Genomic DNA, 25,917 nt, shown 5'->3' with positions numbered 1-25,917 from the left:
CAGCGACCGCCGACAAACCCGGCGCATCGCCACGCCCTAATCGGCGGAACTGGCGTGTCGCCCCGGCGAGTCGGCGGATCTCGTCCCCCTTGCAGCCGAGTGGCCGCGTACTACCCCCGGCGTGGAATGCAGCGTCGCCGGGTTACGTTAACCAACCATGACCTCTGCTCCGCTCACCGTCTATACGACCTCATGGTGCGGTTACTGCCATCGGCTCATGACGGTGCTGAAGTCCAACGGAATTCCCTACGAGGCGGTCGACATCGAGCACGACGCGACGGCAGCTGATTTCGTCAGCTCGGTCAACGGCGGCAACCGGACGGTTCCGACGGTGAAGTTCGCCGACGGGTCGACGCTGACCAATCCGACCGCGGCCCAGGTGAAGGAGAAGTTGGCCGACGCCGGCCACTGAGCGCACGGTCAGTCGATCGCGGCCCAGGATTCGATGATCACACGGGCGATCGAGATGGACCCGGGCAGTAGAAGTTTCGAGTCCGACGAGCTGGACCAGTCCCCCGCCGCCAGCGCGGCGCGCACCTCATCGCGGGTGAACCAAGCCGCCTCGGCGATCTCACCGTCGTTGAACGAGAATTCTTCGGCCGGGTCGCCGACGGCGTGGAAGCCGACCATCAGCGACCTGGGGAACGGCCACGGCTGACTGCCCAGGTATCGCACGTCGCGGACGGTCAGGCCGATCTCCTCGCGGATCTCCCGAGCGACGCACACCTCGAAGGATTCGCCTGCCTCGACGAATCCGGCCAACAGCGAGAACATCCGCTCGGGCCACACCGCTTGGCGGGCCAGCACCGCGCGGTCACCGCCGTCGTGAACCAGACAGATCACCGCCGGGTCGATCCGCGGGAACTCCTCGTGACCGGTGACCGGGTTGACGCGTGACCAGCCTGCCCGGGCCGGTCTCGTCGGCGAACCGTCCACGGAGCTGAAGCGGGCCTTCTCATGCCAGTTCAGCAGCGCGACCGCCGCGGACACCAGCTGGCTGCTGGTGTCGTCGAAGATTGGGCCGAGACTCCGTAGGTTCACCACCTCGGCATGCGCGTCCGGATCTTCGGGAGCCTGTAGCGCGCCGCGGACGCCCCAGACGTGGCGGCCGTCCTCGAGGCGCCCCAGAAACACGGCCTCCGACGGCGGCTTATCGCCGATTTCTGCGGCGGCACCGAGTACCACCCGGCCGTTGGCGACCAGCACCTGATTGCGCGAATCCACTCGCAGCAGCGCCGCATCCGCCCAGCCCGCGCCGGCCGCCTCGACGTCGGTGCGCAGCTGATCGGCGCGGTCGGCACCCACCCGCGAAAGCAGCGGAACGCTGCGTAGCTGAAAGTCCGAGATTGCCATCAGTGGTCGGCGTTTCGGATGTACAGCAGTCTGTCATTGGCCTCGATGGCGTCCGCCTCCGGTGCACCGATGCGCAGCAGGTGGCCATCGCGCACCACGCCGAGCACGATGTCGCGCAGGTGCCGCGGTGATCCGCCGACTTCGCTCTGCTCCACTTCTCGCTCGGCGATGGCCAGCCCCATGTCGGGGGTCAGCAGATCCTCGATCATCTCCACGACGCTGGGCGTGGTGGTGGCCAGTCCAAGGAGCCGCCCGGCAGTGGCCGAGGACACCACCACCGAGTCCGCTCCCGACTGCTGCAGCAAGTGCTGGTTCTCGGTCTCCCGGATCGAGGCGACGATCTTGGCGTTGGGTGCGATCTCGCGCGCCGTCAGCGTCACCAGCACAGCGGTGTCGTCGCGGCTGGTGGCGACGATGATGGAGGCCGCGTGCTGGGCGCCGGCCAACCGCAGCACGTCGGCTTTGGTCGCATCACCATGCAGGGTGACCAGGCCCGCGCTTTCCGCGTGCTCGAGCGTGCTGCGATCGGTGTCGACCACGACGACCTCTGTTTGCACGGTCTCGTCACCGAGGATCGCGGCAACCGCCGTTTTCCCCTTGGTTCCGTATCCGATCACGATGGTGTGGTTGCGCACTCTGCTCCTCCAACGCTGAATCTTCCACCCGTGGCGAGATCGCTCGGAGAGCACTTCGAGCGTGGTGCCGACCAACACTGCCAAAAACGCGATCCGCAGCGTGGTGAAGATCAGGGTGTGCACCAGCCGCGCGGTTTCGGTGTAGGGCGTGATGTCGCCGTAGCCGGTGGTCGACAGGGACACCGCGGAGAAGTACACGCAGTCCAGGAAGGTCAGCGGTTCGTTGCGCACATCTCGGAAACCGTCGCGATCCACGTAGACGATGAGCGCCGCGGCGAACAACACCACCAGTGCGATGGCCAGGCGGCGGGTGATGACACGGATGGGGCTGGCATGCTCCTCGGGGATGCGCACCACACCGATCAGCTGGTGACCGCGTTGAGCAGTCAGGGTTTCGTCCAGACCGCTCAGCTTTCGGGACCTACCGTTGCCCACGGCGGTCCGTCATCGGCTTGCCTTTTGCGCACGAGACCCGCACGGGTCTTATGTAACCACGGCCACAGCTTCACCAACACTCGGGCGGCGCACGTCACACCGGCACGTGACGATCGCCGTCCGGATCCATCAGCAGCCCCGCCACCTCGGCGTCACCCGGCAGTTCCTCGGGGACCACGGTGGTGCGGGCACGCACGTAGTAAAAGGCGGTGCGCACCGAGGATTCCGGGACACCGGCCAACGCCGCCCAGGCCGAGCGGTAGACGGCAAGTTGGACGGCGGCCTGCCGCTTCGCCTCCGGCCCGCGTGGCGGTTCACCGGTCTTCCAGTCGACCACTGTGGCACCCCCGTCGGGATCGGCGAAGACTGCGTCGATGCGTCCGCGTACCAGCGTGTCACCGATCGGCATCTCGAAGGGTACCTCCACGGCGACCGGAGTCCGTGTGGCCCAAGATGATTCCTGAAATGCTTCCTGCAGCGCCGTCAATTCCGCGGCGTCGCCCGCATCGGAATCCGCCGCACCCGGCAGATCGCCCAGATCGAACAGACACTCGGCGCCATAGAATTTCTGAACCCATGCGTGAAACGCATTGCCCAGCAACGCATGTGGCTCGGGCCGCGACGGCAACCGGTACATCAGCCGCTGCGCGGTGCCCGCCCGGTCACGCGCCAGGCCGACGAGTGAGCTGACCGACAATTGGCCGGGGAGCGCGCGCGGCGCCGGCCGCACCGATCGGGCGCGCTCGGCCAGCAATGCGTCGACGTCGGCAGCCCACCCGTCCACGTCGACACCCGCCTCGGTCGCGTCGGCCACTAACGCCTGCCTCACCAGCGCGGCGCCGTGCTCGACGTCGTGGCGCCGCCGTCCCAACGGGTCGGGCGGCCATACCGCTTCTGAGGCACTGTCGCGCAGCGGGTTTCGTTCCCCGTCGGCCGGTGGCGCTGCCCAGGGTTCCACCGTTCCGCAGGGCTCGCCGGCCGCGGCCGAATCGTCGATGACGGCCTTGATTTCGCACAGGAAGTCCGATGGGCCGCGGGGCTTCGCACCGGTGGCCCCCCAGTGGTGCCCTGACACCAGCAGGGTGTCTTCAGCCCGCGTGATGGCAACATACAATAACCGCCGCTCCTCGTCGATGCGTCGCTGCTCGAGTTGGCGACGATGCTCGGAAATCTTGTCCGACAGTTGCTTTCGGTTCGTGACGTCCGAGGTGTCCATCACCGGGATGCCCAGCGCACCCGTGCCGGCGCGATCGCCGCGCAACAGCGGTGGCAGCTCGGCGGCGTCGGTGAGCCACGTCCTCTTCGACGCCGTCGAAGGGAAGATGCCGCCGGACAGGTGGGCCACGGCCACGACCTGCCATTCCAGCCCCTTCGCGGAGTGCACGGTGAGCACCTGGACGCGGTCGCGGGCGACCGTCAATGGCGCCGGCGCCAAACCGTTCTCGACCGTCTCGGCGATGTCCAGAAACGCCAGCAGGCCGGTCACCGACGTGGACGTCGATCCGTCCGCCGGCCCGGTGCGTTCCGCGTAGCCGGCGACGACGTCGGCGAACGCATCCAGGTGCTCGGTACCGGCCCAGCCGACGTCGACCCCCGCTGCGGCCCGAACTTCGCAGTCGATACCCAGCACACGGCGCACCTCGGCGACCAAATCCGGCAGCGGGTGGCCGAGGTGGGCGCGCAGGGCACCGAGTTCGGCGGCCAGCGCGATGATGCGCCGATATCCCGGGGCCGAATATGCCGCGGCCGCACCGGGATCGGCGATGGCATCGGCCAGGCATGCGGTGTCCGCGTCGGGGTCGGCGGCCCTCGCGATCGACTCGGGCGAGGACGCTTGGGCGGGCTGCACTGCCCCGCCGAGCGCACGCGCACGCTGCCACAGCGCCGCGAGGTCGCGGGCACCAAGGCGCCACCGTGATCCGGTGAGCACGCGCATCGCAGCCGCCCCGGCCGTCGGATCGGCGACCACTCGCAGCATGGCCACCACCTCGGCGACCTCCGGAATGGCCAGCAGGCCGGCCAGCCCGACAACCTCGACCGGGACGCCACGGGCACGCAACGCGTCGGCGATGGGCGCCGCATCGGCGTTGCGGCGCACCAACACCGCCGCCGTCGGCGGACTGGCGCCGTCGTCGCGGGCGCGCTGGTACTGCGCTTGGAGATGGTCGGCGATCCACTCCCGCTCGGCCGTCACATCGGGCAGCAATGCGCAGCGGACGGTGCCGGGCGGGGCATCCGGGCGCGGGCGCAACGCGTGCACGGCCACCGATCGCCGCCGCGCCTCCGCCGAGACCGCGTTGGCCACCCGCAGGTTCCGCGGCGGGTTGCGCCAGCTGGTGCGCAATTCCAGGATCGGGGCGGGGGCGCCGTCGGCTCGAGGGAAGTCGGTGGCGAACCGCGGCAGGTTGGTGGCCGACGCACCACGCCAGCCGTAGATCGACTGAATGGGGTCGCCGACGGCGGTGAGGGCCAGATCATCGTCGACTCCGCCACCGAATAGCGCTGAGAGCGCGACGCGTTGGGCGTGGCCGGTGTCCTGATACTCGTCGAGGAGTACCACCCGGTAGCGGCTGCGCAGCTCCTCCCCCACTTGTGGGAATGTCGCCGCCAGCCTGGCCGCCGAGGCCATCTGCATCCCGAAGTCCATCACCTTCGCGGCGCGCATGCGGTCGCTGAGCGCGTCGAGCAGCGGCACCAGTTGGGTGCGTTCGGTCTGGGTGGCCAGCAACCGCAGCAGCCATTGGCTGGGTCCGCGATCCCGTTGGTACGGCCCCGCCGGCAGGGAGTGGATCAGCCGCTCCAGCTCGACGTGGGTGTCGCGCAGCTGGCCGGTGTCCACCAGGTGTTCGGCCAGTTGTCCCCACAGCCGAAGCACCATCGAGGTGACCGCCGCCGGGGTCTTGTCGGTTCGCAGTTCCCCCGGATACCCGGTCACCACGTCGAAAGCCAGCTGCCACAACTCGGTTTCGCCGAGCAGCCGGGTGTCCGGCTCGACGGGCAGCAGTAGCCCGTAGTCACGCAGCAAGGAGCCCGCGAAGGCATGGTAGGTGCTGACCGTCGGCGCGCCTTCGGGGTCGACCGCCGCATCGCCGGCGACGCCGGGCGCACCTAGGCCGACACCGGCCAGCCGGGCCAGTCGGGACCGGACCCTGCGCAGCAGCTGGCCGGCGGCCTTGCGGGTGAACGTCAATCCGAGCACCTGACCGGGCGCGGCGTAGCCGTTGGCGATCAGCCACACCACCCGTGCGGCCATGGTCTCGGTCTTGCCGGCGCCGGCGCCGGCGATGACCACCAGCGGTCCCGGCGGCGCGGCGATGACGGCGGCCTGCTCGTCGGTCGGCGGGAAAAGCCCCAGCGCGCCGGCTAATTCGGCGGGGGTGTGGCGCGGGCGCGGAGTCACCGCTGCGACCCGTCGGCGTGGGCCGGGCAGTTCGGCCGGACGGGGCAGTGCGTGCAGCCGTCGTTGCGCCGCGCGACGAACTGCGGGCCGGACGTCGCGGCGGCCGCGCGCGCGATGACACCGCGCCATTCGGCGCCGGCGGCGGCGGTCAGCGGATCCTGTTCGCGTTCAGCGACTCCGGATGCTCCGGTTTTGCCGAGGTACACCAGCCGCGCGCCGCCGGGCTCGGCATCGTCGGTCCCACTGCCGAACAATCCCTCGGCTACCGCCAGCTGATACATGGCCAACTGGGCGTGTTGTTGCGCATCGTCCTTGCTGACCGGTGTCTTGCCGGTTTTGATGTCGACGATCACCAGCCGCCCGGCGGCATCGCGCTCCAGCCGGTCGACCCGGCCACGCAACCGCACCTGGCCGGCGTCCTCGGTGGCCACAATTCCGTCGATCTCGACCTCGACGCCGACCTCGGTCAGTGCGCCACGGGTCTGTGCCCGCCATTCGATGAACGCCTCCAGCATGGCGCGGTGCCGGGCCAGCTCGTTGGCCGAATGCCATTGCGCCGCAATGGGCAGGTGCGTCCAGGCGCGGTCCAGCTCGGACAGCAATCTTGATTCGCTCTGATTCGGTTCGGCGATCAGGGCATGCACCACGGACCCGATCGCCGAGCGCACGTCGCGCGGGTTTGATCCGCCGTGCCGCTCGGCGAGCCAGCGCAGCGGGCAGTCGTCGAGGGTCTGCATCGTCGACGGCGTCAAGGTGACCACGTCGCCGCTGTCGCGCAGCGGTTCGGTGGTGCTGATCGCAGTGAGGCCGTGCCATCCGGCTGGGTCGGCGCCGGGTACGCCGGCTTTGGCCAGCCGGGCCAATTGGGTTGCCGCGCAGGCGCGGGCGCGTTCATTCACCGCGCCGTCGGGCGCGCACACGACGGCACGCAGCCGGCCCACCAGCGCGGCCGCGGACAACACCCGCGGCGCCGAGACCGGTTGTGCGCCGGTGCTGTCGGTGTCGTCGGCCCACTGCGCGATCTCGGTGAAGAAGACCGACGGCAGCGCGGCCTGTAGACCGGCCCCACCGGTATCACTGTCGACGGCGGTCACCAGCAGCCGGCGCCGGGCCCGGCCCATCGCAGCCACCAGCAGCCTGCGCTCCTCGGCCAGCAGTGGCGCCCGCACCGAGGCATCCGCCCCGACCCCGTCCAGCACGTCCAGCAGCCGCTGGGTGGCCAGCACACCGCCGCGCGGAACGGTGTTGGGCCACAGGCCATCCTGCAGTCCGGCGATGACTACGAAATCCCATTCGTGCCCCAGCGCGGCGTGTGCGCTGAGCACCCTTACCTGCTCGGCCGCGACGACCGGCTCGGGGGCGGCACTCGGCAGCGCCATTGAGGCGATGTGCTCGACCAAACCGCGCAACGACGCGCCCGAGGTGCGCGACACATAGTCATCGGTGGCCTCGAACAACGCGGTCACCGAGTCGAGGTCCCGGGTGGCCTGGGTCGCGGCGGGACCGCCACGCTCGATCACCGACAACCAGCGGCGCTGCAGCCCGGACCGGTGCCAGGCGGCCCACAGGGTGTACCGGGGGTCGGCACCCGCGCGGTGTGAGCGCGCGGCCGCGTCCAGCACCGCGCGGATCTTGCGCAGTGGGGCGAACCGCGGCCCCGGCGGCGTCGCGTCGCCGGACAGCGCCTCGACCAACAGGGCCGAAAAATCGCGGGGTGCGCGACCGGGATTGGCGCGCTGTAGTGTTCGGCGCAGCCCGCGCAACGACACGGGATCGACCCGACCGAGGGGGCCGGTCAGCAACGCCAGCGCCTGCTGCCCGTCCAGCCCGTCGGCGGTGGCCAGCAGGACGGTGAGCAGGGCCCGCGCGGCCGGCTCCTCGGACAGCGGCCCGGCTACGGCGGCTGCGGCCACCGGCACTCCAGCGGCGGCCAAAGCGCGCGGCAGTCGCGCCCCGGCCCGCGCTACCGACCGGACGATGACCGCCATCTGCGACCAGGGCACACCGTCGATCAGGTGTGCGCGCCGCAGCGCGTCGGCGATGGTCGCCGCCTCGGCGTGCGCCGACGCGGCCAGCCGCACCGTGACGGATCCCTCTCCCGCACCGGCTCCGTCGATCCACCGGCCCCTGCTGCTGCCGGGTAACCGGCCGGCGATACCGCTGACCGCGCGCGCCACGGCGGGAGCGCAGCGGTGCGAGGTCGTAAGCGTCACCGGCGGCGCGTCGCCACCGAGCAATCCGGCGGATTCGCCGCCCCGGAACCCGAACACCGCCTGGTTGGGATCCCCGGCGATCAGCGCCAGCTCGGCGCCGGCCGCGAGCACCCGAACCAGGCGGGCCGCCTGCGGGTCGAGCTGCTGGGCGTCGTCGATCAACAACACCCGGATTCGGCCACGTTCGGCCGACAGCAATTCGGGGTCGACGGCGAACGCTTCCAGTGCGGCACCGACCAACTCGGCGGCGCCCAGCGCGGGTGTGGTCGCCTCCGGCGCGGCCGTGCCCACCGCCGCGCGCAGCAGCATCACCTGCTCATACTGGCGTGCGAATTGGCCGGCGGCGCTCCACTCCGGGCGCCGGCAACGGCGCCCCAGCCGCTCCAGCTCGTGGGGATCCACGCCGCGTTCGGCGCAGCGGGCCAACAGGTTTCGAAGCTCGGTCGCGAAGCCGGCGGTGCTCAGCGCGGGCCGCAGGTGGGCCGGCCACGCGGTCGCGGCGCGCGGCCCATCCTCGAAGTCGCCGGCCAGCAGTTCCCGGATGATGGCGTCCTGCTCGGCGCTGGTGACAAGCCGCGGTGGCGCCTCGCCGGCGCGCTCGGCGGCGCGCCGCAAGACCGCGTACGCGTACCCGTGCACGCTCCGCACCAACGGCTCACTGACGGCGGCCCGGGCCGGGCCGGTGGTCCGCGAGCGTAGCAACGCCGTCGTCAACGCGCCCCGCTCAGCCATCCCGACCCGGCCGGAACCGGTAAGCAGCAGAACCGATTCCGGGTTGACACCGGCGTCGATCTGGGCAACCGCGGCGTCGATCAGCAGGCTGCTTTTACCGGTGCCGGGCCCGCCGAGGATACGCAGCTGACCGCGCGCACCGGGGTCTAAGACGGTGTGCGCTTCGGCATCCCACGTGTAGGCCATGACGGCATGACATCACGAGGGTCCGACAGATCCGCTAGCGCGCGACGAAAGCGGCCTGTAGCAGCCGCGGGTCGAACCCGCCGACCGTCTCACCGGTGACCGCGAATTGGTACACCGCGACGCGGAAGATCTGGCTGAGCGCGGTCGAGACGAAGGAGATCACAACGGCGAACGCGAATGTCGCCGCCAGCACCGCGAGACCGAGTGGCGCGAGCCGAGCCGCGATCAGTGCGAAGCCACCCACGACGCCGCCCACCACGACCACCAGGGCGAGCAGAAACGTGACCACCCCGATGGTGGCCGCCCCTGCGGCACTCTCACCCCAGCGCGCCTTGATGGTGTCCACGGAGCGCCGCAGCGACTGAAACGGTCCGGTTCCTTCGAGCGCTATCGCCGGTATGACGAAAAACGTTGCGACGGCCCATGCCGCCCCGATGAGGTCCGCGACCAGCTTGCCCAGGTTCGGTAAGCGCTCCTCGACCGCCTTGAGGAGCAGCCCGACCGTGGTCGCCACCAACGTCCATCCCAGAATCGGAACGATGCGGCGTGCCGCCGCGTTGATGCCCTCGGCCACCCTGGTGTCCTCACCACGCATCGAGCGCACGGCGCACGCGGCCAGCGCCACATTGAAGAAGATGGCGATGAACGTGGACGCGTATGCCGTCGCCGCGCCCGCGAGGTAGTAGACGGGGTCCTGGTTGTCCACCTGATGGCCTTGGAACACACCGCGCACCAGCAACGTGGGCGCCCAGATCGCGATCGTGGCCAGCGCGGCGAAAAGGGTGGACAGGATCGGGAAGAAGACGAGCGACCGGTCCTTCTTCAGGACCTCCCAGCTCTGCTTCGAAAGCGCCCAGCCGCGCCTGATTCTGCCCATGGCCGCTCCCGTGGCGTCGTCGAGGAAGATCGAGCGGTTCAGCGTACCCGGCCTGCACCTACGCTGGAGCGCGAGCGAACGAAGACCGGAAGGCGGGGATGAAGACCATGAACGACGACGAACGCGGCTTTCCCATCGACGAGGCGCCCGAAGGCGACGCGGTGGAACAACTGCGGCCGGTCGATTCCGACGACCAAGCCGGTCTGGACGTCGACTACGTGGCAGCCCGGGACCGGGAAGCCAACGAGGCCGACGTGATCGAGCAGGCCTACATCGTCCCCTCCGAGGACGATCGGGATGACAACCGGTGAGGACCGCCCGCGGCGCTCGACAGTGACGGCTGGCACCATCGACGCGTGACCGCAAAGTTGCATGTGCACCGCTACGGCCCGCCCGGTCCGGTGCAGATCCTGGCGTTGCACGGACTGACCGGCCACGGGCAGCGTTGGCGGCACCTGTCCGGCTTTCTGCCCGGGATCGGCATCGCCGCACCGGATCTGATTGGCCACGGCCGGTCTTCGTGGGCCGCGCCGTGGACCATCGACGCCAACGTCTCGGCACTGGCCCAGCTGATCGACGAGCAGCCCGACACGTCCGTAGTGATCGTGGGTCACTCGTTCGGCGGCGGGCTGGCGATGCACCTGGCCGCGGCGCGCCCCGACCAGGTGGCGGGGCTGCTGCTGCTCGACCCTGCGGTCGGGCTGGACGGCGGATGGATGTGCGAGATCGCCGAGGCGATGCTGTGCTCGCCCGACTATCCGGACGCCGAGGAGGCGCGCATGGAGAAGGTGCACGGCTCCTGGTCCGATGTGGACCCCGCCCTGCTGAACGCCGAGATCGACGAGCATCTGATCACACTGCCCGGCGGGCGATACGGCTGGCGGGTCAGTCTGCCGGCGATGATGTCGTACTGGAGCGAGCTCGCCCGCGACGCCGTGCTGCCGCCGGCGAAGACTCCTACCGTCCTGGTACGAGCCAAGCGCACCACCCCGCCCTATGTCACCGACAAACTGATCGACGGCTTGGTGCGGCGGTTGGGATCGGATTTCCGGCTGCTGGATCTCGACTGCAACCACATGGTGCCCTACGCCAAGCCCGACGAGGTCGCCGCGTTGACCCGCGAGCTGTTGAAAGCCCGCTGACGGTGGCGCCGGTGACCGACGAGCAGGTCGAGCGGGTACGCGCACTGGTCGCCGCGATCCCGTCCGGCCGGGTCGCCAGCTACGGCGACATCGCCACCATCGCAGGGCTTTCCAGCCCGCGCATCGTCGGCTGGATCATGCGGACCGACTCCTCGGACCTGCCCTGGCACCGGGTGATCACCGCCTCCGGGCGCCCGGCGCGTCACCTGACCACCCGGCAGCTGGAGTTGTTACGCGCCGAAGGCGTGCTGGCGACCGACGGCAGAATCGCGTTGCACGAGGTTCGCTACGAATTTCCGGACGAACTTTAGTGGCGATCGCCAGCGCGGCCGCGGGGATCGCAAGCGCGGCGTAGCCGGGCGCAGCGGGTCGCCACGCGGCTAGGTTAGAGCACCAGTCGGACCAGTGCGGCGGTGCGGGCCAGGCCGGGGAACGCCTCCGCCGTGGAACGCGGGTGCAGCGCGTGAACTGCGAGCCGAAACATCAACGCCCGCAACAACATCTGCGGCCATTCCGGCAGGGCGTTCCAGCGCTCGATCAGGCCGTCGTCGGCCTCTCCCCAAGACAGCGCGTCGATGACGACCACGCCGGCCGCCCACGAGGCGGGCCGCCAGTACGGGGTGATGTCGGTGATTCCCGGTGCGGCGGTGCCGACGAAAAGCACTGTGCCGTAGAGGTCTCCGTGGACCAGCTGGCTCGGGCTCTTGGTCGGCTTGCGCAAGGTGGCGAGCTGGTGGAGCAGCTCGATCGATCGCTCGGCGTCGGCTACCGGGGGGGCCACCCGTGCGCCCGGCGGCACCGACGCCAACGGCCGTTCCTCCCAGGCCGCGCGATCGGCGGCGATGAAGATGTCGACGTCGCCCCACGGCACAGCGGGCCCCTGGGTCAGAAAGCGCGGCCGGTCCAGTTTGCCCGTTGCCTCATGCAGCCGTACCGCCGCGGAGACGACTTCGTCATGGCGCGGCTCCGGCGTCCCCGCCACGAAGGTGTCCGCCCGCCACCCGGAAACGACGTAGCGCCCGTCGGTGGAGCGGACCGGCCGGGCGAGCCGGACGCCGTCGACGAACAGCGTTTCGCGGACTCGGGCGGACCAGGCCGCGCGCGCGTTGTCGGCCACAAGCGACAAGACGACTTCGCCGCACCGCCAGCCGCCCTCCCAGCTGGCACCCAGAAAAACGGGCTTCACGCCGGCCAAGCCAAACGCCGAGAGCACATGATCCGGCGGTGGCTCGACTGTCACACCGGTACTCTAACGAGTCCAACAGGCGTTCTGAGTCAGTACATGATCATGTCGGGTTGCATCTGCTGCGCCCATGCCACGATCCCGCCCTGCAAATGCACTGCATTGGCGAACCCGGCCTTTCGCAGCACGGCCAGCGCCTGGGCCGAGCGCACACCTGTTTTGCAATACAACACCGGCGGGCGGTCCTGCGGCAGCTTTGCCAGACCCTCGCCGGAATTGATCAACGACTGCGGAATCAGCTGGGCTCCTTCGATGTGCACGATGTCGAACTCCACCGGCTCGCGCACGTCGATCAGGGCCAGCTCCTTGCCGGAATCCAGCCACTCGCGCAATTCCCGCGGGGTGATGGCCGTCGCGTCGTCGTGCGCCGAGGACTCGGATGCCACACCGCACAACTGCTCGTAGTCGACGAGTTCGGTGATCTTGGGCCGCGACTCGTCCGATGGGTCGCGGCGGATCGCGATGGTGCGATACGTCATCTCCAGCGCGTCATAGATCATCAACCGGCCCAGCAAGGAGTCACCGATCCCGGTAATGAGTTTGATCACTTCGGTGCTCATCACCGAGGCGATGGACGCGCAGACGATGCCCAGCACGCCGCCCTCGGCGCAGGAGGGGACGGACCCGGCGGGAGGGGGCTCGGGGTAGAGGTCGCGATAGTTGAGCCCGCGTCCGTCCGGCGCATCCTCCCAGCACACCGAGACCTGGCCCGCAAAGCGGTAGATCGACCCCCACACGTAGGGCTTCTTCGCCAGCACCGCGGCGTCGTTGACCAGATACCGGGTCGCGAAGTTGTCGGTGCCGTCCACGATCAGGTCGTAGGAGCCGAACAACTCGACGGCGTTGGTCGAGTCCAGGCGGTACTCGTGCAGCCGCACGTCGACGAGCGGGTTGATGGCGGCGATGGAGTCGCGCGCCGACTGGGCCTTGGACCGTCCGACGTCGGCCGCCCCGTGAATGATTTGACGGTGCAGGTTCGACTCGTCGACCACGTCGAAATCGACGATGCCGATCGTGCCCACGCCGGCCGCCGCCAGGTACAGCAACGTCGGCGCGCCGAGCCCGCCCGCGCCGATCACCAGCACCCGGGCGTTCTTGAGCCGCTTTTGCCCGTCGGGGCCCAGGCCGGGGATGATCAGCTGACGGCTGTAGCGGGCCACCTCCTCGCCAGTCAGGTGATCTGCGGGCGCCACCAGAGGTGGCAGCGGCGTGGACACGGCGAAACATCTCCTCGGTTGGCCTAGCGTCGTCTACCACCATCACAGCAGCCCGCCGATGGCGCGGCAACGCGCACCGGCGGGCTAGGCGATCGGGTACGGCCAGGGGTTGAACCGGCAGGTCTTCCCGTCGGCCTTGACGACGTCGGGGTCGAACTGGGCGGCGTCGTTGTTCGACGTGGAGAACGTCTGCTGCATCATCACCGGCGCCAGGGCGCCCTGTTGCTCGCACGGCTCGTGGTGCAGGTATCCGATGGCGTGGCCGACCTCGTGGTTGATCACGTACTGCCGGTAGGACCCGACGTCCCCCTCGAACGGCACGGCTCCCCGTATCCAGCGGGCCTCGTTGAGGAAGACCCGCGAGTCGCGGTTGGCGCCGAAAACCGGGTTATAGCAGGAGGTTTCGAGCCGAAATTCGTAGCCGCACCCCTCGCGCACCGTCACGGGCGAAACCAAGGAGATCCGAAAGTCGGGCTTACCGTTGTCGATCCGGATGAAAGCGAACTGCGGGTTGTGCGTCCAGCCCTTCGGATTGCCCAGCGTCTGGTCGACCATCTGCGCGAAAGCGTCGTCGCCCCCGAACATGGTCGGGTCGATACCGTTCTCCACTTCGACGGTGTACCTGAACACTTTTGCGGTGCCCTGGCCGAGCTGCGGTGTGGTACCCGGCACGACATGCCAGGTCTTTTCTCCCGCTTCGGTGAACGGGCCGCCGTCGGGCAGGGTTCCGGCCGGCAGGTTGGCATCGAACGCGGCGAGCCCGCGCGGCGGGGCATCGATGATCGTCGTGCCCACCGCGCCGATCGCAGGCGGACTCTGGATGGGCTGACTGGCCGTGGGCTGAGGCGCGCCGGTGCCGGTCACCGTCTGATACATCACCACCGCGGTGAGCACCACCAGGACGGGCAGGGCGTATGCGCGCCACCCGTAGGTGGAGACGAATCGCCCCAGCCAGGTTTGTTTGCGCCATTGTCGCGGCCGTTCGCGGTCGGCCCGCGCCCGCCCGGCCTCCCGCGCGAGGGGGTCGCGCAGCGCTCGCAGCGGCTCTCGCCACTCGTCGCGTAGCACCGGCACGCGACCCGTGCTGCGCGGCTGCCGGGGGGACGTCATTTCCCCAGGATTACACAGCCGCCTGTCCGCGCCGCCCGTGGCGCGCCCGAATCCACCGTCCGACACCGCTTCTGCCTGCGGCGACGGCAGCGATGACGATCGCATCGACCGGTCGGGTAGTAAGGTACTTCCCACGGGCTGCCAGCGGCTGACCCCGCGTTACCGAGGGTCGGCCGTTGATAATCAGATGAGGAATCGATGAGCGAACTCGCCAGGGTGCCGGCGCGCCGCGCGGTCAGATCGGCCGACCGCGGTCGGTCGGCAGACGAAGCCGCGGTATCCAACCGGCGGGGCAACCGGTTGCCCCGCGACGAGCGGCGCGGCCAATTGCTCGTCGTGGCCAGCGACGTGTTCGTCGACCGCGGCTACCATGCGGCCGGCATGGACGAGATCGCCGATCGCGCCGGGGTCAGCAAACCCGTTCTGTATCAACACTTTTCGAGCAAGCTTGAGCTGTATTTGGCGGTGCTGGCGCGGCACGTGCAGAACCTGGTCTCGGGCGTTCAGAATGCGCTGAGCACCACCACCGACAACCGCCGCCGGCTGCACTCGGCGGTGCAGGCGTTCTTCGATTTCATCGAGCACGACAGCCAGGGCTACCGGCTGATCTTCGAGAACGACTATGTCACCGAACCCGAGGTGGCGGCGCAGGTTCGCGTCGCCACCGAATCCTGCATCGACGCGGTTTTCGCTTTGATCAGCGAGGATTCCGGACTGGACCCGCACCGGGCCCGGATGATCGCCGTCGGTCTGGTCGGCATCAGCGTCGACTGCGCCAGGTATTGGCTGGACTCCGACCGACCGATTTCCAAGGCGGACGCCGTCGACGGCACCGTCCAGTTCGCCTGGGGCGGACTGTCACACGTGCCGCTTGCCCGCTCTTAATTGTCCTTGCCGGCGTGTTTGCCGGATTCGGCGATGATCCCGAAGCCCACCCGGCGCGCGTCGGCGACCCCGATCTCGACGTAGGCGATTCTGGTGCTGTGAATCAGGAAGCGGCGACCCCGCTCGTCGCTCAGGCGCAGCAGCCCCGACCCTTCGCTCAACGCTGCGCTGACCAATTCTTCGACCTCGGCGGGCGTCTGGGCGCTGGCAAGGACCAGCTCGCGTGGACTATCCGTGATACCGATCTTGACCTCCACGGTCACCCCTTCCATGGGTCTTGCAGCCTTGCGCAGGTGTTGAAGTCCCGGCCCTGTCAGCAGCAGGCTAGTTGACGCGGCTGAACCCCACCTCGCCGCGTCCCCACACTTCGCGGTCAGCGAAACCTTGGTCGCGGCCCGGTAACGATTCGCTTGCAGGTTGTCTCGGGCACCCGCGCGATACCGGATCCGTGTTTTCTCATGGCTAACTTCGGCACCATGGGTACCACATGGCCGCAACTTGACGACAGGATCCGGGATTACCCCGAGGATGAGGTTGACGACGACGCCTGCGACACCGATCCCCACCTGAACGCCGACTACAACTGGACGGGTTGGCCCGCCGATTCGCGCTGGCGTCCTGCTACGGCGGTGCTGGGCGCAGTCGTCGCCCTCGGCGCCATCGCCACCGCCGTCGTCATCAACAGCGGCGACAGCGCGTCGACCAAGGCCACGGTGGGTGCGCCGGCCCCCCACCCGGTGACCTCGGCACCCGCGACGACCAAGGCATCCGTGCCGCCCAGCGCCGCCCCGCGCCCCTCCCAGTTACCGGCCGAGACCGTCACGACGGTCACCACTCCCAGTGCCGCGCCGGTCGCGCCGCCCGCGATGGCGGCACCCAGTGTCGCGCCGCCGCTCGCGGCGGCAGCACCGACGGCCGCGCTCAACCCGCGCACGATCGTCTACAGCGTGAACGGCACCAAGCAGCTGCTGGACCTGGTGAATATCGTCTATACCGATGCGCGGGGCGTGCCGCAGACCGAGTTCAACGTGTCGCTGCCGTGGTCGAAGGTGGTTGTGCTGAACCCGGGCGTGGAGACCGAGTCCGTCGTCGCGACCAGCTTCTACGGTCGGCTCAGCTGCTCGATCTACAACGCCGCCGGTCAGCGGATCATCGCCTCCAACACCTCGAACATGGCGACCTGCGCAGGCTGAGCCGATGGCCGTGACCCGCTACGCCCGGCTACGCCGCGCTTGCGATCACGGCGAACCCGATGGCCGTGACCCGCTACGCCCGGCTACGCCGCGCTTGCGATCACGGCGAACCCGATGGCCGTGACCCGCTACGCCCGGCTACGCCGCGCTTGCGATCACGGCGAACCTCAGCTCAGGCCCAGTTCGTGCATGCGGCGGTCGTGCGTCTGCTGCATCCGGTCGAAGAAAGCATTGAGCTGGCCCAACCCGCCGGCGCCCGACATCACCAGGTCGACAAGCTCGTCGTGGTCGGCCAGCAGGTACTGGGCCTGGGTGATCGCTTCGCCAAACAGCCGGCGTGACCACAGCGCCAGGCGACTGCGTTGCTTGCCGCTGGCCGTCACCGCGGCGCGCACCTCGGCGACGACGAACTGCGAGTGCCCGGTTTCCGACAGGGTCGCGCGAATCACGTCGGCAACCTCGTCGGGCAGACCGTGCGCGATTTCCAGGTACAGATCGGCCGCCAGGGCGTCGCCCACATAGGTCTTCACCAAGGCCTCGAGCCACGTGCTGGGCATCGTCAGCCGGTGGTAGTTGTCGAGCGCCGAGACGTACTTGGACATCGCCGACACCACGTCGACGCCGCGGCTTTCCAGCGCGTCGCGCAGCTGCTCGTAGTGCTGCATCTCGGCCGCGGCCATGCTCGCCATCGAAATCCGTCCGCGCAGGTCAGGGGCCATCCGCGCCTCGTCGGTGAGCCGGTAGAACGCCGCGATCTCGCCGTAGGCCAAGACCGCGAACAGCTCGTTGACGCCCGGGTGATCGGCCGACAGCCGCGAGGCTGGCGATCCGTCGATTTGGTCGGCGGCAGCGGGCTCACAGGAGGGCCGGGTCATGGCAACACTGTAGTCGGCTCAAGCAGCGCAAAATTGGAGCCAGTTGTCGACCAGCTATCATGTAGGTAGATGGCGGCTGTATTTATGCCGTAATTGTTTTTTTAAAGCCGCCATCGGCGAAATGTGCGTGCACAGCTGGCCCGCCCTAACTGGGCCATTCCAGACTGAGCCAGGGCCGGCGACTCGGCGACGTATTCGGAGTCGGAACTCGTGCGCGCGTGACCGCGACAGAGAAACACCGACAACAACCGATACGCCACCGAGAGGCTACTTACCCACGCATGACCGCACTCACCAGCACAACTGAACTGACCTTTGCGCAACTCGGCGTCCGCGACGAAATCGTGCGCGCGCTCGCGGAAAAGGGCATCGAAACCCCTTTTGCCATCCAAGAACTGACCCTGCCGATGGCGCTCGCAGGCGACGACCTGATCGGGCAGGCCCGCACCGGCATGGGCAAAACGTTCGCGTTCGGCGTGCCGCTGCTGCAGCGCATCACGGCCGGCACCGCCACGCGACCGCTCAACGGCGCGCCGCGGGCGCTGATCGTGGTGCCCACCCGCGAGCTGTGCCTGCAGGTCACCGATGACCTGACGCTGGCCGCCAAGCACCTGACCGCCGAGGGAGGCCGGCCGCTGTCGGTGGTCCCCATCTACGGCGGGCGCCCATACGAGCCGCAGATCGAGGCGCTACGCGCCGGCGCCGACGTCGTGGTGGGCACGCCGGGCCGGCTGCTCGACCTGAGCCAGCAGAACCACCTGCAGCTGGGTGGGCTCTCAGTGCTGGTGCTCGACGAGGCCGACGAGATGCTCGACCTGGGCTTCCTGCCCGACATCGAGCGCATCCTGCGCCAAATCCCCACCGACCGGCAATCCATGCTGTTCTCGGCGACCATGCCAGACCCGATCATCACGCTGGCGCGCACCTTCATGAACCAGCCCACCCACATCCGGGCGGAAGCGCCGCACTCGGCGGCCACCCACGACACCACCGTTCAGTACGTCTACCGGGCCCACGCCCTGGACAAGGTGGAGATGGTGAGCCGCATTCTTCAGGCCGAGGGCCGCGGCGCCACGATGATCTTCACCCGCACCAAGCGCACCGCGCAGAAGGTGGCCGACGAGCTGGCCGAGCGCGGTTTCGCGGTGGGCGCGGTGCACGGCGACCTAGGCCAGGCGGCGCGTGAGAAGGCGCTGAAGGCGTTCCGGACCGGCGAAATCGACGTGCTGGTCGCCACCGACGTGGCCGCCCGGGGCATCGACATCGACGACGTCACCCACGTGATCAACTACCAGATCCCCGAGGACGAGCAGGCCTATGTGCACCGCATCGGACGCACCGGCCGTGCCGGCAAGACCGGTGTCGCGGTCACCCTGGTGGACTGGGACGAGCTGACGCGCTGGGCGCTGATCGATAAGGCGCTCGGGCTGGACTGCCCAGAGCCTGCAGAGACCTACTCCAACTCTCCGCACCTCTACGCCGAACTCGACATCCCCGCCGAGGCCGGCGGCACGGTGGGCGTGGGGCGCAAGCCGCAAGGCCAGCGCCGCAGCAGCGACCGGGACGGTAACAGGCCGCAGCAGAAGTCGGAGAGGCCCGCGCGTCGCTCCGGCACTCGCCGGCGAACCCGCGGCGGCCAGCCCGTCACCGCGCACCCGTCGAACAACGGGGCCGCGAGCACCAACGGCGAGGCCAACTCGGAAACCCCGGCCGCCTCGCCCCCGGGCAACGCCGGCTCCACCCGGCGCCGCCGTCGGCGTCGCAAGCCCGCCCAAGGGCAGGCCGCTACGGCGGCCGCCGCCACACCGAGCAACTAAAAGCCCGCACCGACGCATGGTCAAGCCCGAGCGCCGGACCACAGGCGACATCGTCGCCGCCGCCGCCATCGTGGGCGTGGTCGCCGCGGCCGCGGCGTTGATCTGGTGGAACAGCGATGCCCGGGCCACCAGCAGCCGGCCCGCTGCCTTTCCCGCACCCAACCCGACCCCGGCCCGTCAGGTGCCCGCCGGCCTCAAGCAGCTGTGGAGCGCCGCCAGCCCGGCCAGCACGGCCCCCGTGGTAGCCGGCGGGGAGGTCGTCACCGCCGCGGGCCGCCGGATCGACGGGCGCGATCCCGAAACCGGCCAGTCTCGCTGGAGCTACGCCCGCGACGTTGATCTGTGCGGAGTCACGTGGCTGTACCGCTACGCCGTCGGCGTCTACCGCGACGATCGCGGTTGCGGGCAGGTGAGCACGCTGGACGGCGCCACCGGTCGCCGGGGGCCCGCCCGCAGCGGTTATGCCGATCCGCGGGTCCGGCTCTCCTCCGACGGCATGACCGTGTTGTCCGTCGGCGACACCCGGCTGGAGCTGTGGCGTTCGGACATGGTCCGGATGCTGGCCTACGGCGAGACTGACGCCCGGGTGAAGCCGTCGTCGCGTGGGCTGCACTCCGGCTGCAGGCTGATCTCGGCCGCGGGCAGCTCGCAGGCGGTGTCGGTGCTGGAGAGCTGCGCGAATCAGGCCGACCTCCGGTTGGTGCTGCTGCGTCCGGGCAAGGACGACGACGAACCTCAACAACACATCGTGGCCGAACCGGGCATCGCGCCGGATTCGGGCGCCCGGGTAGTGACCGTCGCCGAGAACACCACGATGGTCTACCTGCCCGCACCGCAGCCCCGGGTCGACGTGATCGACGAAGCCGGTGCCACCGTGTCGAGCACGCCACTCCCCAAGCCGCCGGCACGCTCGGCGGTGGTTTCCCACCCGGGCAGCGTGATCACCTGGTGGACCGGCGATTCGCTGATGGTCTTCGACGCGAATACGTTGGCGCTGCGCTACACCATCGCCGCGGGCGACAAGACGCCGTTGGGGCCCGGCGTGATGATGGCGGGCCGGCTGCTGGTGCCTCTGACCGGGGCGCTCGGGGTTTACGACCCGCTCAGTGGCGCCAACGAGCGCTACTTGCCGGTGGACCGGTCGACGAGCGCCCCGCCGGCCGGTAAGCCGGTGTTCCCGGCCGTGATCGGGTCCCGGGTGCTCGAGCAGCGCGGCGACACCCTGGTCGCTCTGGGCTAGCTAGACCAAATGGTGGCGACCCGCCGCGCCCGGCTCCGCCGCGCTTGCGATCGCCACTAGACCTCGACGGTGAATGTCGGCAGCGGTTTGCCGCTCTTCCAGTGCTTGAGCAACGCCGCGGCCAGATCGCCGTAGGCCACCGCGCCCTTGTTCTTGCGACCGGCCATTACCGACGACCCCGAGGCGCTGGCCTCGGCGAAACGCACGGTGCGCGGAATCGGCGGGGCCAGCACCGGCAGGTTGTACCGGTCGGCGACGTCGGCCAGGACGTCGCGGGTGTGGGTGGTGCGGGAGTCGTACAACGTCGGCAGGGCGCCGAGCATTCGCAGCTCCGGATTGGTGATCTGCTGGACGTCGGCAACGGTGCGCAGGAACTGGCCCACCCCGCGGTGCGCCAGGGTTTCGCACTGCAGCGGCACGATGACCTCGTCGGCGGCGGTCAGCCCATTGAGGGTGAGCACGCCCAGCGACGGCGGGCAGTCGATGATCACCACGTCGAATTGGCCGCCCAGTTTGGCCAAGGCGCGCTTGAGCGCGTATTCGCGGCCGGCGCGCATCAGCAGCATCGCTTCGGCGCCAGCCAGATCAATGTTGGCCGGCAGCAGCGTCATTCCCTCCGCCGTCTCGACCAGCGCGGCGTTGGGCTCGACCTCACCGAGCAGTACCTCGTGCACGGAGACCGGTAGCTTGTCCGGGTCTTGGCCCAGCGAGAAGGTCAGGCAGCCCTGCGGATCGAGGTCGACCAGCAGCACCCGTTTGTTCTCGTCCACCATCGCCGCGCCCAGCGACGCGACCGTGGTGGTCTTGGCGACACCACCCTTCTGGTTGGCCACCGCCAATACCCGCGTCCCAGCAGCCATAGGCGCTGCTCTCCCCTCTGAGTAATCGCCATGCGCTCAACACCGCCCATCCTGGCACGTTCGCTCGTTGTCCGCTGCGGCCGACGGGTCCGGCATGTCGTCCGGCAGAATCAATCGATATGGGCTTGCACAACCACCGCCTGGTGCTGCTCCGCCACGGCGAGACCGAGTGGTCGAAATCAGGCCGGCACACGGGTCGGACCGACCTGGAACTCACTGACGGCGGACGCGTCCAGGCCGAGCTGGCCGGGCGCGTTCTACGTGAACTGAACCTCGCCGACCCTTTGGTGGTCAGCAGCCCGCGTATACGTGCCCTGACAACAGCCAAGTTGGCCGGCCTCGCCGTCGACGAGGTCTCCCCCCTACTGGCCGAATGGGACTACGGATCCTACGAGGGGCTGACCACCCCGCAGATCCACGAATCGGTGCCCGACTGGCTGATCTGGACGCACGGCTGCCCCGGCGGCGAGACGGTGGCGCAGGTCAGCGACCGCGCCGATCGGGCCGTCGCCTTCGCATTGGAGCAGATGGGCTCGCGCGACGTCGTTTTCGTGGGGCACAGCCACTTCTCCCGTTCGGTGATCACCCGCTGGGTGCAGCTACCCCTGGTCGAGGGCAGCCGCTTCTGGATGCTGGCCGGCTCCGTCGCTGTGTGCGGTTTCGAGCATGGCGTGCGACAGCTCGCTGCGCTCGGATTGACCAGCCAGCCACAGGCGATCCAGCCCGGGTGAGCAGCGAAGACGACGATGCTCGCCGCGCAGCGGCGCGAGCACTCGTCGAGCATCAAAACACCGAACCGCCCTTCGTGCTGTGCGGGCCGACGGGCACCCTGATTGCCGACGGTGTGCGGCGCCGGTACGGCGAGGTGGCTGCGGCGCAGGCCGCGCTGCGCTCGGGGGAAGCACCGATTGTGTTGGGCGCGTTGCCTTTCGACGTCACCCGGCCGGCCTCGTTGTTGACGGCCGAGACGGTGAACGCGACGGATCGGCTCCCGGACTGGCCGCCCGATGGCCTACCGCCGGTACGGGTGGCCGAAGCGGTGCCGCCACCGGCGGAATACCGGGACCGGATCCGCCGGGCGTGCGAGCAGCTCGCCGCGGCCGACAATCCGCTGGACAAGGTCGTGCTGGCCCGTGCCCTGCGGTTGGTCGCCGACGCCCCGCTGGATGCCCGCGTGATCCTGCACCGCCTCATTGCCGCGGACCCGGCGGCCTACGGCTACCTGGTCGACCTGACCGCGGCCGGCGACGAGTACGCGGGCACTGCCCTGGTGGGCGCCAGCCCCGAGCTGCTGGTGGCCCTGACCGGAGATCGCGTCGAGTGCAAGCCGTTCGCCGGGTCGGCGCCGCGCGCCGCCGACCCGGAGACCGACGCCGCGAACGGCGCCGCACTGGCCGCCTCGGCCAAGAACCGCCACGAGCACCAGCTGGTTATCGAAACCATCAGGGCCGCCCTCGAGCCGCTGTGCGACGACCTGTCGATTGCCGCCGAACCGCAGCTGGGCAGCACCGCCACCGTCTGGCATCTGTGCACGCCCATCACCGCTCGACTACGTGATACATCAAGCACCGCAATCGATTTGGCATTGGCGCTGCACCCCACCCCGGCGGTCGGCGGGGTGCCGACGAAGGCCGCGATGGGGCTGATAACCGAACTGGAAGGCGACCGCGGGTTCTACGCCGGGGCGGTGGGCTGGTGTGACGCCCGTGGCGATGGACGCTGGGTGGTGTCGCTGCGCTGCGCGCAGCTGTCGACGGACCGGCGCAGCGTGCTGGCTCGGGCAGGCGGCGGCATCGTCGCCGAGTCCGACCCAGACGAGGAAGTCGCCGAGACGACAACGAAATTCGGCACGATCCTCAACGCCCTGGGAGTTGTGCAATGAGCCACCGCATCCGCCGCGCCGCGCCACAGGACGTCGCCGCGATCACCGACATGATCCGCGCGCTGGCCGAGTTCGAGCACGCCGCCGATCAGTGCACTGTGACCGAAACACAAATCGGCGCAGCACTTTTCGATGACCCGCCGAAGGTGCAAGGACACGTCGCCGAGGTCGATGGCGAGACCGCGGCGATGGCGCTGTGGTTCCTCAACTTCTCCACCTGGGACGGCGTGGCGGGCATTTATCTAGAAGATCTGTTCGTGCGACCCAATTTCCGCCGCCGGGGGCTGGCCCGCGCACTGCTGGCCGCGCTGGCCTGTGAGTGCCTGCAGCGAGGCTACACGCGGCTGTCCTGGGCGGTGCTGAACTGGAACGCCGACGCCATCACGCTCTACGAAGGCATCGGCGGGGAGCCACAGAACGAATGGACGACCTACCGGCTGTCCGGGGCGTCGCTGGCCGCGCTGGCGGAATCGCCCTGATCGCCGGCGGCCCAGCGCACCGCGCGGGGACTGAACAGCAACCCCAGCACGATCAGCGCCACCGCGCCCGTCGGGATCCCGAAGCCCGGCTGATGCGATCCGACCGCGAGGTACCACGCCACCGGCAGCAACAGTAGCTGGGTGATCACGGCCAGGCCGCGGCCCCAGCGCTTCCCGACGATCAGCGCGCGCCCCGCGGCGATCACCCCGGCGCCGACCAATACGAACCAGCCCGCCGTCGCCAGGCCGTTGACCACGTGCTGATCGGCTCCCGCGATGCCCCGCACCACCAGGACCACCGCGACGATCAACGCCGCAATCCCCTGCAGCACAACGATCAGGCCGGCGCGGCGAACGGGGGTCGGGGCGGCTGGCGGCGTCACAGCGTCAGCGTAGTAAGGGCGGCCTCCCACTCCCCGGCGGTTCCCCCACAGGGGCGCCTTAACCGCACCGCCAGACCGATTGCGGCGCTCCTCCTCACGCCGCCCTGCGGCGCGCATCGTCACACCGCCAGACCGATTGCGGCGCTCCTCCTCACGCCGCCCTGCGGCGCGCATCGTCGCACCGCCTAAGCTCGTGCCTCATGCGGGCCGTGCTGATCGTCAATCCCACAGCCACATCCACCACCCCGGCCGGTCGCGACCTGCTGGCCCACGCGCTCAAAAGCCGCCTGCAGCTCACCGTCGAACACACCAACCACCGTGGTCATGGCACCGAGCTGGCGCAGAAAGCTGTCGCCGACGGCATCGATCTGGTGGTAGTGCACGGCGGCGACGGCACGGTGAGCGGGGTGGTCAACGGCCTGCTCGGCCGGCCAGGGCCACTTCCCAGCGGACCGGTCCCTGCGGTTGCCGTGGTGCCCGGCGGTTCGGCGAACGTACTGGCGCGATCCCTGGGCATCTCCGGGGATCCGGTCGCGGCCACCAACCAGCTCATCCAGTTGCTCGACGACTACCAGCGGCGCCGCATCTGGCGGCGCATCGGTCTGATCGACTGCGGCGAGCGCTGGGCAGTGTTCAACACGGGCATGGGAGTGGACGCCGAGGTGGTGGCCGCGGTCGAGGCCGAACGGAACAAGGGCGGCAAGGTTTCGGCGTGGCGCTACATCCGCGCGGCGGTGCCCGCGGTGTGGGCCTACACCCGGCGTGAACCGATGCTGACGCTCGAACTTCCCGGCCGCGAACCCATTACCGGGGTCAGCTTCGCCTTCGTTTCGAACTCCAGCCCGTGGACTTTCGCCAACGAACGGCCCGTGTGGACCAATCCGGGCTGCAGCTTCGAGTCCGGCCTGGGGGTGTTTGCGCCCACCACCATGAAGCCGATCCCCACCCTGCGGATCGTGCGGCAGATGTTCGCCAAGCGGCCCACCTTCGACTTCAAGCACCTCATCACCGAGGACGACCTGCCGTGCGTGCGAGTCACCTCGACCGGAGGTGCGGTGGCCTGCCAGTTCGACGGCGATTATCTCGGCGTGCGCGAAACCATGACGTTCAAAGCGGTCCCGGACGCGCTGGCGGTGGTGGCGCCGCCCAGTAAAAAGACGCACTGACCTGCATTAATACTGTGCCCAGCCAGCGCGAGATAAGGATATTTCGCCGAAGTAGCCCGTGCAGTGTAGTACAACGGAGTGAGGGCTTGGCTACGACTTGATCAAAGTGAGATAGCCCACGAGCGAACTAACGCTATTGACATCTGTTGAGCCTGTGAAACGATCAAAAGGTTGCATGCAGAAACTACGTAGGAGTCCGGACTCCTTTTATTCTGCACGCGTCAAACAGCCGAAGAAAATAGCCGTGCGCCTTGCTGCGCACTCAGTGAGGAGTAAAGACGTATGGATTGGCGCCACAAGGCGGTCTGTCGTGACGAAGACCCGGAGCTGTTCTTCCCGGTAGGGAACAGCGGCCCGGCGCTCGCGCAGATCGCTGACGCGAAACTGGTCTGTAATCGGTGCCCGGTGACCACAGAGTGCCTCGGCTGGGCCCTGAACACGGGCCAGGACTCGGGCGTCTGGGGCGGCATGAGCGAAGACGAGCGGCGTGCACTGAAGCGCCGCAACGCCCGGACGAAGGCCCGCAGCGGGGTATAACCCACCTAACGCAAATAGTGCGGCCTCGACGAAAGTCGGGGCCGCACATTTGCGTGC

The 25,917-nt window shown here is 69.1% G+C and carries 25 protein-coding genes; 13 read left to right on the top strand and 12 right to left on the bottom strand.

Annotated features, from left to right (window positions below; translation table 11 throughout):
• Positions 1-157 precede the first annotated feature (157 nt).
• Complete coding sequence (gene mrx1 / locus AC5Y4F_RS08110; protein ID WP_499995929.1) at positions 158-412, top strand: mycoredoxin Mrx1; 255 nt, start codon at positions 158-160, stop codon at positions 410-412.
• A gap of 8 nt (positions 413-420) precedes the next feature.
• Here mrx1 and nudC read toward each other — a convergent pair whose 3' ends face one another.
• The 5 genes from nudC to AC5Y4F_RS08085 form a co-directional block, all read right to left on the bottom strand.
• Positions 421-1,353, bottom strand: a complete 933-nt coding sequence (nudC, locus tag AC5Y4F_RS08105) for an NAD(+) diphosphatase (protein WP_067937900.1) — start codon at positions 1,351-1,353, stop codon at positions 421-423.
• Complete coding sequence (locus AC5Y4F_RS08100) at positions 1,353-2,423, bottom strand: potassium channel family protein (protein ID WP_499995927.1); 1,071 nt, start codon at positions 2,421-2,423, stop codon at positions 1,353-1,355. Before AC5Y4F_RS08100 ends, nudC begins: the two co-directional genes overlap by 1 nt.
• Positions 2,424-2,517: 94 nt before the next feature.
• Positions 2,518-5,823, bottom strand: a complete 3,306-nt coding sequence (locus AC5Y4F_RS08095) for an ATP-dependent helicase (protein WP_499995925.1) — start codon at positions 5,821-5,823, stop codon at positions 2,518-2,520.
• The gene (locus AC5Y4F_RS08090) at positions 5,820-8,954 is read right to left on the bottom strand and encodes a PD-(D/E)XK nuclease family protein (protein WP_499995923.1); all 3,135 of its coding nucleotides are present in this window, start codon (positions 8,952-8,954) and stop codon (positions 5,820-5,822) included. The genes AC5Y4F_RS08095 and AC5Y4F_RS08090 overlap by 4 nt, the downstream gene beginning before the upstream one ends.
• Before the next feature lie 34 nt (positions 8,955-8,988).
• Complete coding sequence (locus tag AC5Y4F_RS08085; protein ID WP_067931329.1) at positions 8,989-9,831, bottom strand: DUF6159 family protein; 843 nt, start codon at positions 9,829-9,831, stop codon at positions 8,989-8,991.
• Positions 9,832-9,929: 98 nt separating this feature from the next.
• Here AC5Y4F_RS08085 and AC5Y4F_RS08080 point away from each other — a divergent pair, with 98 nt between their 5' ends.
• The 3 genes from AC5Y4F_RS08080 to AC5Y4F_RS08070 are packed head-to-tail and all read left to right on the top strand — an operon-like array spanning position 9,930 to position 11,284.
• Complete coding sequence (locus tag AC5Y4F_RS08080; protein WP_067931331.1) at positions 9,930-10,142, top strand: Rv3202a family protein; 213 nt, start codon at positions 9,930-9,932, stop codon at positions 10,140-10,142.
• A 45-nt stretch (positions 10,143-10,187) separates the two neighbouring features.
• On the top strand, positions 10,188-10,973 hold the full coding sequence (locus AC5Y4F_RS08075; RefSeq protein WP_067931333.1) for an alpha/beta fold hydrolase: 786 nt from the start codon (positions 10,188-10,190) through the stop codon (positions 10,971-10,973).
• A gap of 2 nt (positions 10,974-10,975) precedes the next feature.
• Positions 10,976-11,284, top strand: coding sequence for an MGMT family protein (locus AC5Y4F_RS08070; protein ID WP_499995921.1), 309 nt, complete (start codon positions 10,976-10,978; stop codon positions 11,282-11,284).
• A gap of 74 nt (positions 11,285-11,358) precedes the next feature.
• On the opposite strand, the gene AC5Y4F_RS08065 is transcribed toward AC5Y4F_RS08070, so the two are convergent.
• From AC5Y4F_RS08065 to AC5Y4F_RS08055, 3 genes are all read right to left on the bottom strand, one after another.
• Positions 11,359-12,213 carry a TIGR02569 family protein gene (locus tag AC5Y4F_RS08065; RefSeq protein ID WP_067931337.1) on the bottom strand — a complete coding sequence of 285 codons (855 nt, stop codon included), beginning with the start codon at positions 12,211-12,213 and terminating at the stop codon, positions 11,359-11,361.
• Positions 12,214-12,248: 35 nt separating this feature from the next.
• Positions 12,249-13,433 (bottom strand): adenylyltransferase/sulfurtransferase MoeZ, encoded by a 1,185-nt coding sequence (gene moeZ / locus AC5Y4F_RS08060; protein ID WP_067931339.1) that lies wholly within the window; start codon positions 13,431-13,433, stop codon positions 12,249-12,251.
• 84 nt (positions 13,434-13,517) lie between these two features.
• A complete protein-coding gene (locus tag AC5Y4F_RS08055) occupies positions 13,518-14,648 on the bottom strand; it encodes a DUF3152 domain-containing protein (protein WP_499995919.1) in 1,131 nt (376 codons plus the stop codon).
• 93 nt (positions 14,649-14,741) lie between these two features.
• Between AC5Y4F_RS08055 and fasR the strand changes: the two genes are divergently transcribed.
• Entirely contained in the window at positions 14,742-15,428 is a 687-nt protein-coding gene (gene fasR, locus AC5Y4F_RS08050; RefSeq protein WP_067931343.1) for an HTH-type transcriptional activator FasR, read from the top strand.
• On the opposite strand, the gene AC5Y4F_RS08045 is transcribed toward fasR, so the two are convergent.
• On the bottom strand, positions 15,425-15,685 hold the full coding sequence (locus tag AC5Y4F_RS08045; RefSeq protein ID WP_156749926.1) for a DUF3107 domain-containing protein: 261 nt from the start codon (positions 15,683-15,685) through the stop codon (positions 15,425-15,427). The genes fasR and AC5Y4F_RS08045 overlap by 4 nt on opposite strands.
• Positions 15,686-15,904: 219 nt before the next feature.
• On the opposite strand from AC5Y4F_RS08045, the gene AC5Y4F_RS08040 reads away from it, so the two are divergent.
• Complete coding sequence (locus AC5Y4F_RS08040; protein WP_499995917.1) at positions 15,905-16,621, top strand: MmpS family transport accessory protein; 717 nt, start codon at positions 15,905-15,907, stop codon at positions 16,619-16,621.
• Positions 16,622-16,788: 167 nt separating this feature from the next.
• On the opposite strand, the gene AC5Y4F_RS08035 is transcribed toward AC5Y4F_RS08040, so the two are convergent.
• The gene (locus tag AC5Y4F_RS08035; protein WP_067929916.1) at positions 16,789-17,496 is read right to left on the bottom strand and encodes a ferritin-like fold-containing protein; all 708 of its coding nucleotides are present in this window, start codon (positions 17,494-17,496) and stop codon (positions 16,789-16,791) included.
• A gap of 281 nt (positions 17,497-17,777) precedes the next feature.
• On the opposite strand from AC5Y4F_RS08035, the gene AC5Y4F_RS08030 reads away from it, so the two are divergent.
• A complete protein-coding gene (locus AC5Y4F_RS08030) occupies positions 17,778-19,313 on the top strand; it encodes a DEAD/DEAH box helicase (RefSeq protein ID WP_499995915.1) in 1,536 nt (511 codons plus the stop codon).
• A 16-nt stretch (positions 19,314-19,329) separates the two neighbouring features.
• The gene (locus AC5Y4F_RS08025) at positions 19,330-20,553 is read left to right on the top strand and encodes an Rv3212 family protein (protein ID WP_499995913.1); all 1,224 of its coding nucleotides are present in this window, start codon (positions 19,330-19,332) and stop codon (positions 20,551-20,553) included.
• 56 nt (positions 20,554-20,609) lie between these two features.
• Here AC5Y4F_RS08025 and AC5Y4F_RS08020 read toward each other — a convergent pair whose 3' ends face one another.
• Positions 20,610-21,413, bottom strand: a complete 804-nt coding sequence (locus tag AC5Y4F_RS08020) for a ParA family protein (RefSeq protein ID WP_067938107.1) — start codon at positions 21,411-21,413, stop codon at positions 20,610-20,612.
• A gap of 119 nt (positions 21,414-21,532) precedes the next feature.
• On the opposite strand from AC5Y4F_RS08020, the gene AC5Y4F_RS08015 reads away from it, so the two are divergent.
• The 3 genes from AC5Y4F_RS08015 (at position 21,533) to AC5Y4F_RS08005 (ending at position 23,774) form a co-directional block, all read left to right on the top strand.
• Positions 21,533-22,144, top strand: coding sequence for an acid phosphatase (locus AC5Y4F_RS08015; protein ID WP_067938109.1), 612 nt, complete (start codon positions 21,533-21,535; stop codon positions 22,142-22,144).
• 74 nt (positions 22,145-22,218) lie between these two features.
• Complete coding sequence (locus AC5Y4F_RS08010) at positions 22,219-23,295, top strand: isochorismate synthase (RefSeq protein WP_369829732.1); 1,077 nt, start codon at positions 22,219-22,221, stop codon at positions 23,293-23,295.
• A complete protein-coding gene (locus AC5Y4F_RS08005) occupies positions 23,292-23,774 on the top strand; it encodes a GNAT family N-acetyltransferase (RefSeq protein WP_067938113.1) in 483 nt (160 codons plus the stop codon). Before AC5Y4F_RS08010 ends, AC5Y4F_RS08005 begins: the two co-directional genes overlap by 4 nt.
• Here the strand turns inward: AC5Y4F_RS08005 and AC5Y4F_RS08000 are convergent.
• Positions 23,726-24,157 (bottom strand): hypothetical protein, encoded by a 432-nt coding sequence (locus AC5Y4F_RS08000; RefSeq protein ID WP_499995912.1) that lies wholly within the window; start codon positions 24,155-24,157, stop codon positions 23,726-23,728. The two genes, AC5Y4F_RS08005 and AC5Y4F_RS08000, sit on opposite strands and share 49 nt — an antisense overlap.
• Before the next feature lie 200 nt (positions 24,158-24,357).
• On the opposite strand from AC5Y4F_RS08000, the gene AC5Y4F_RS07995 reads away from it, so the two are divergent.
• Together AC5Y4F_RS07995 and whiB1 are read left to right on the top strand one after the other, a co-directional pair.
• Positions 24,358-25,323: a diacylglycerol/lipid kinase family protein gene (locus tag AC5Y4F_RS07995; protein WP_067938117.1), complete on the top strand. Its 966-nt coding sequence runs from the start codon at positions 24,358-24,360 to the stop codon at positions 25,321-25,323.
• 282 nt (positions 25,324-25,605) lie between these two features.
• A complete protein-coding gene (gene whiB1, locus AC5Y4F_RS07990; protein ID WP_003874607.1) occupies positions 25,606-25,860 on the top strand; it encodes a transcriptional regulator WhiB1 in 255 nt (84 codons plus the stop codon).
• Positions 25,861-25,917: the final 57 nt, after the last annotated feature.

The organism is Mycobacterium sp. NGS56, assembly GCF_059812425.1.
The sequence above is the reverse complement of the archived record's forward strand: the minus strand, read 5'-3'. Positions and strand labels throughout refer to the sequence as shown.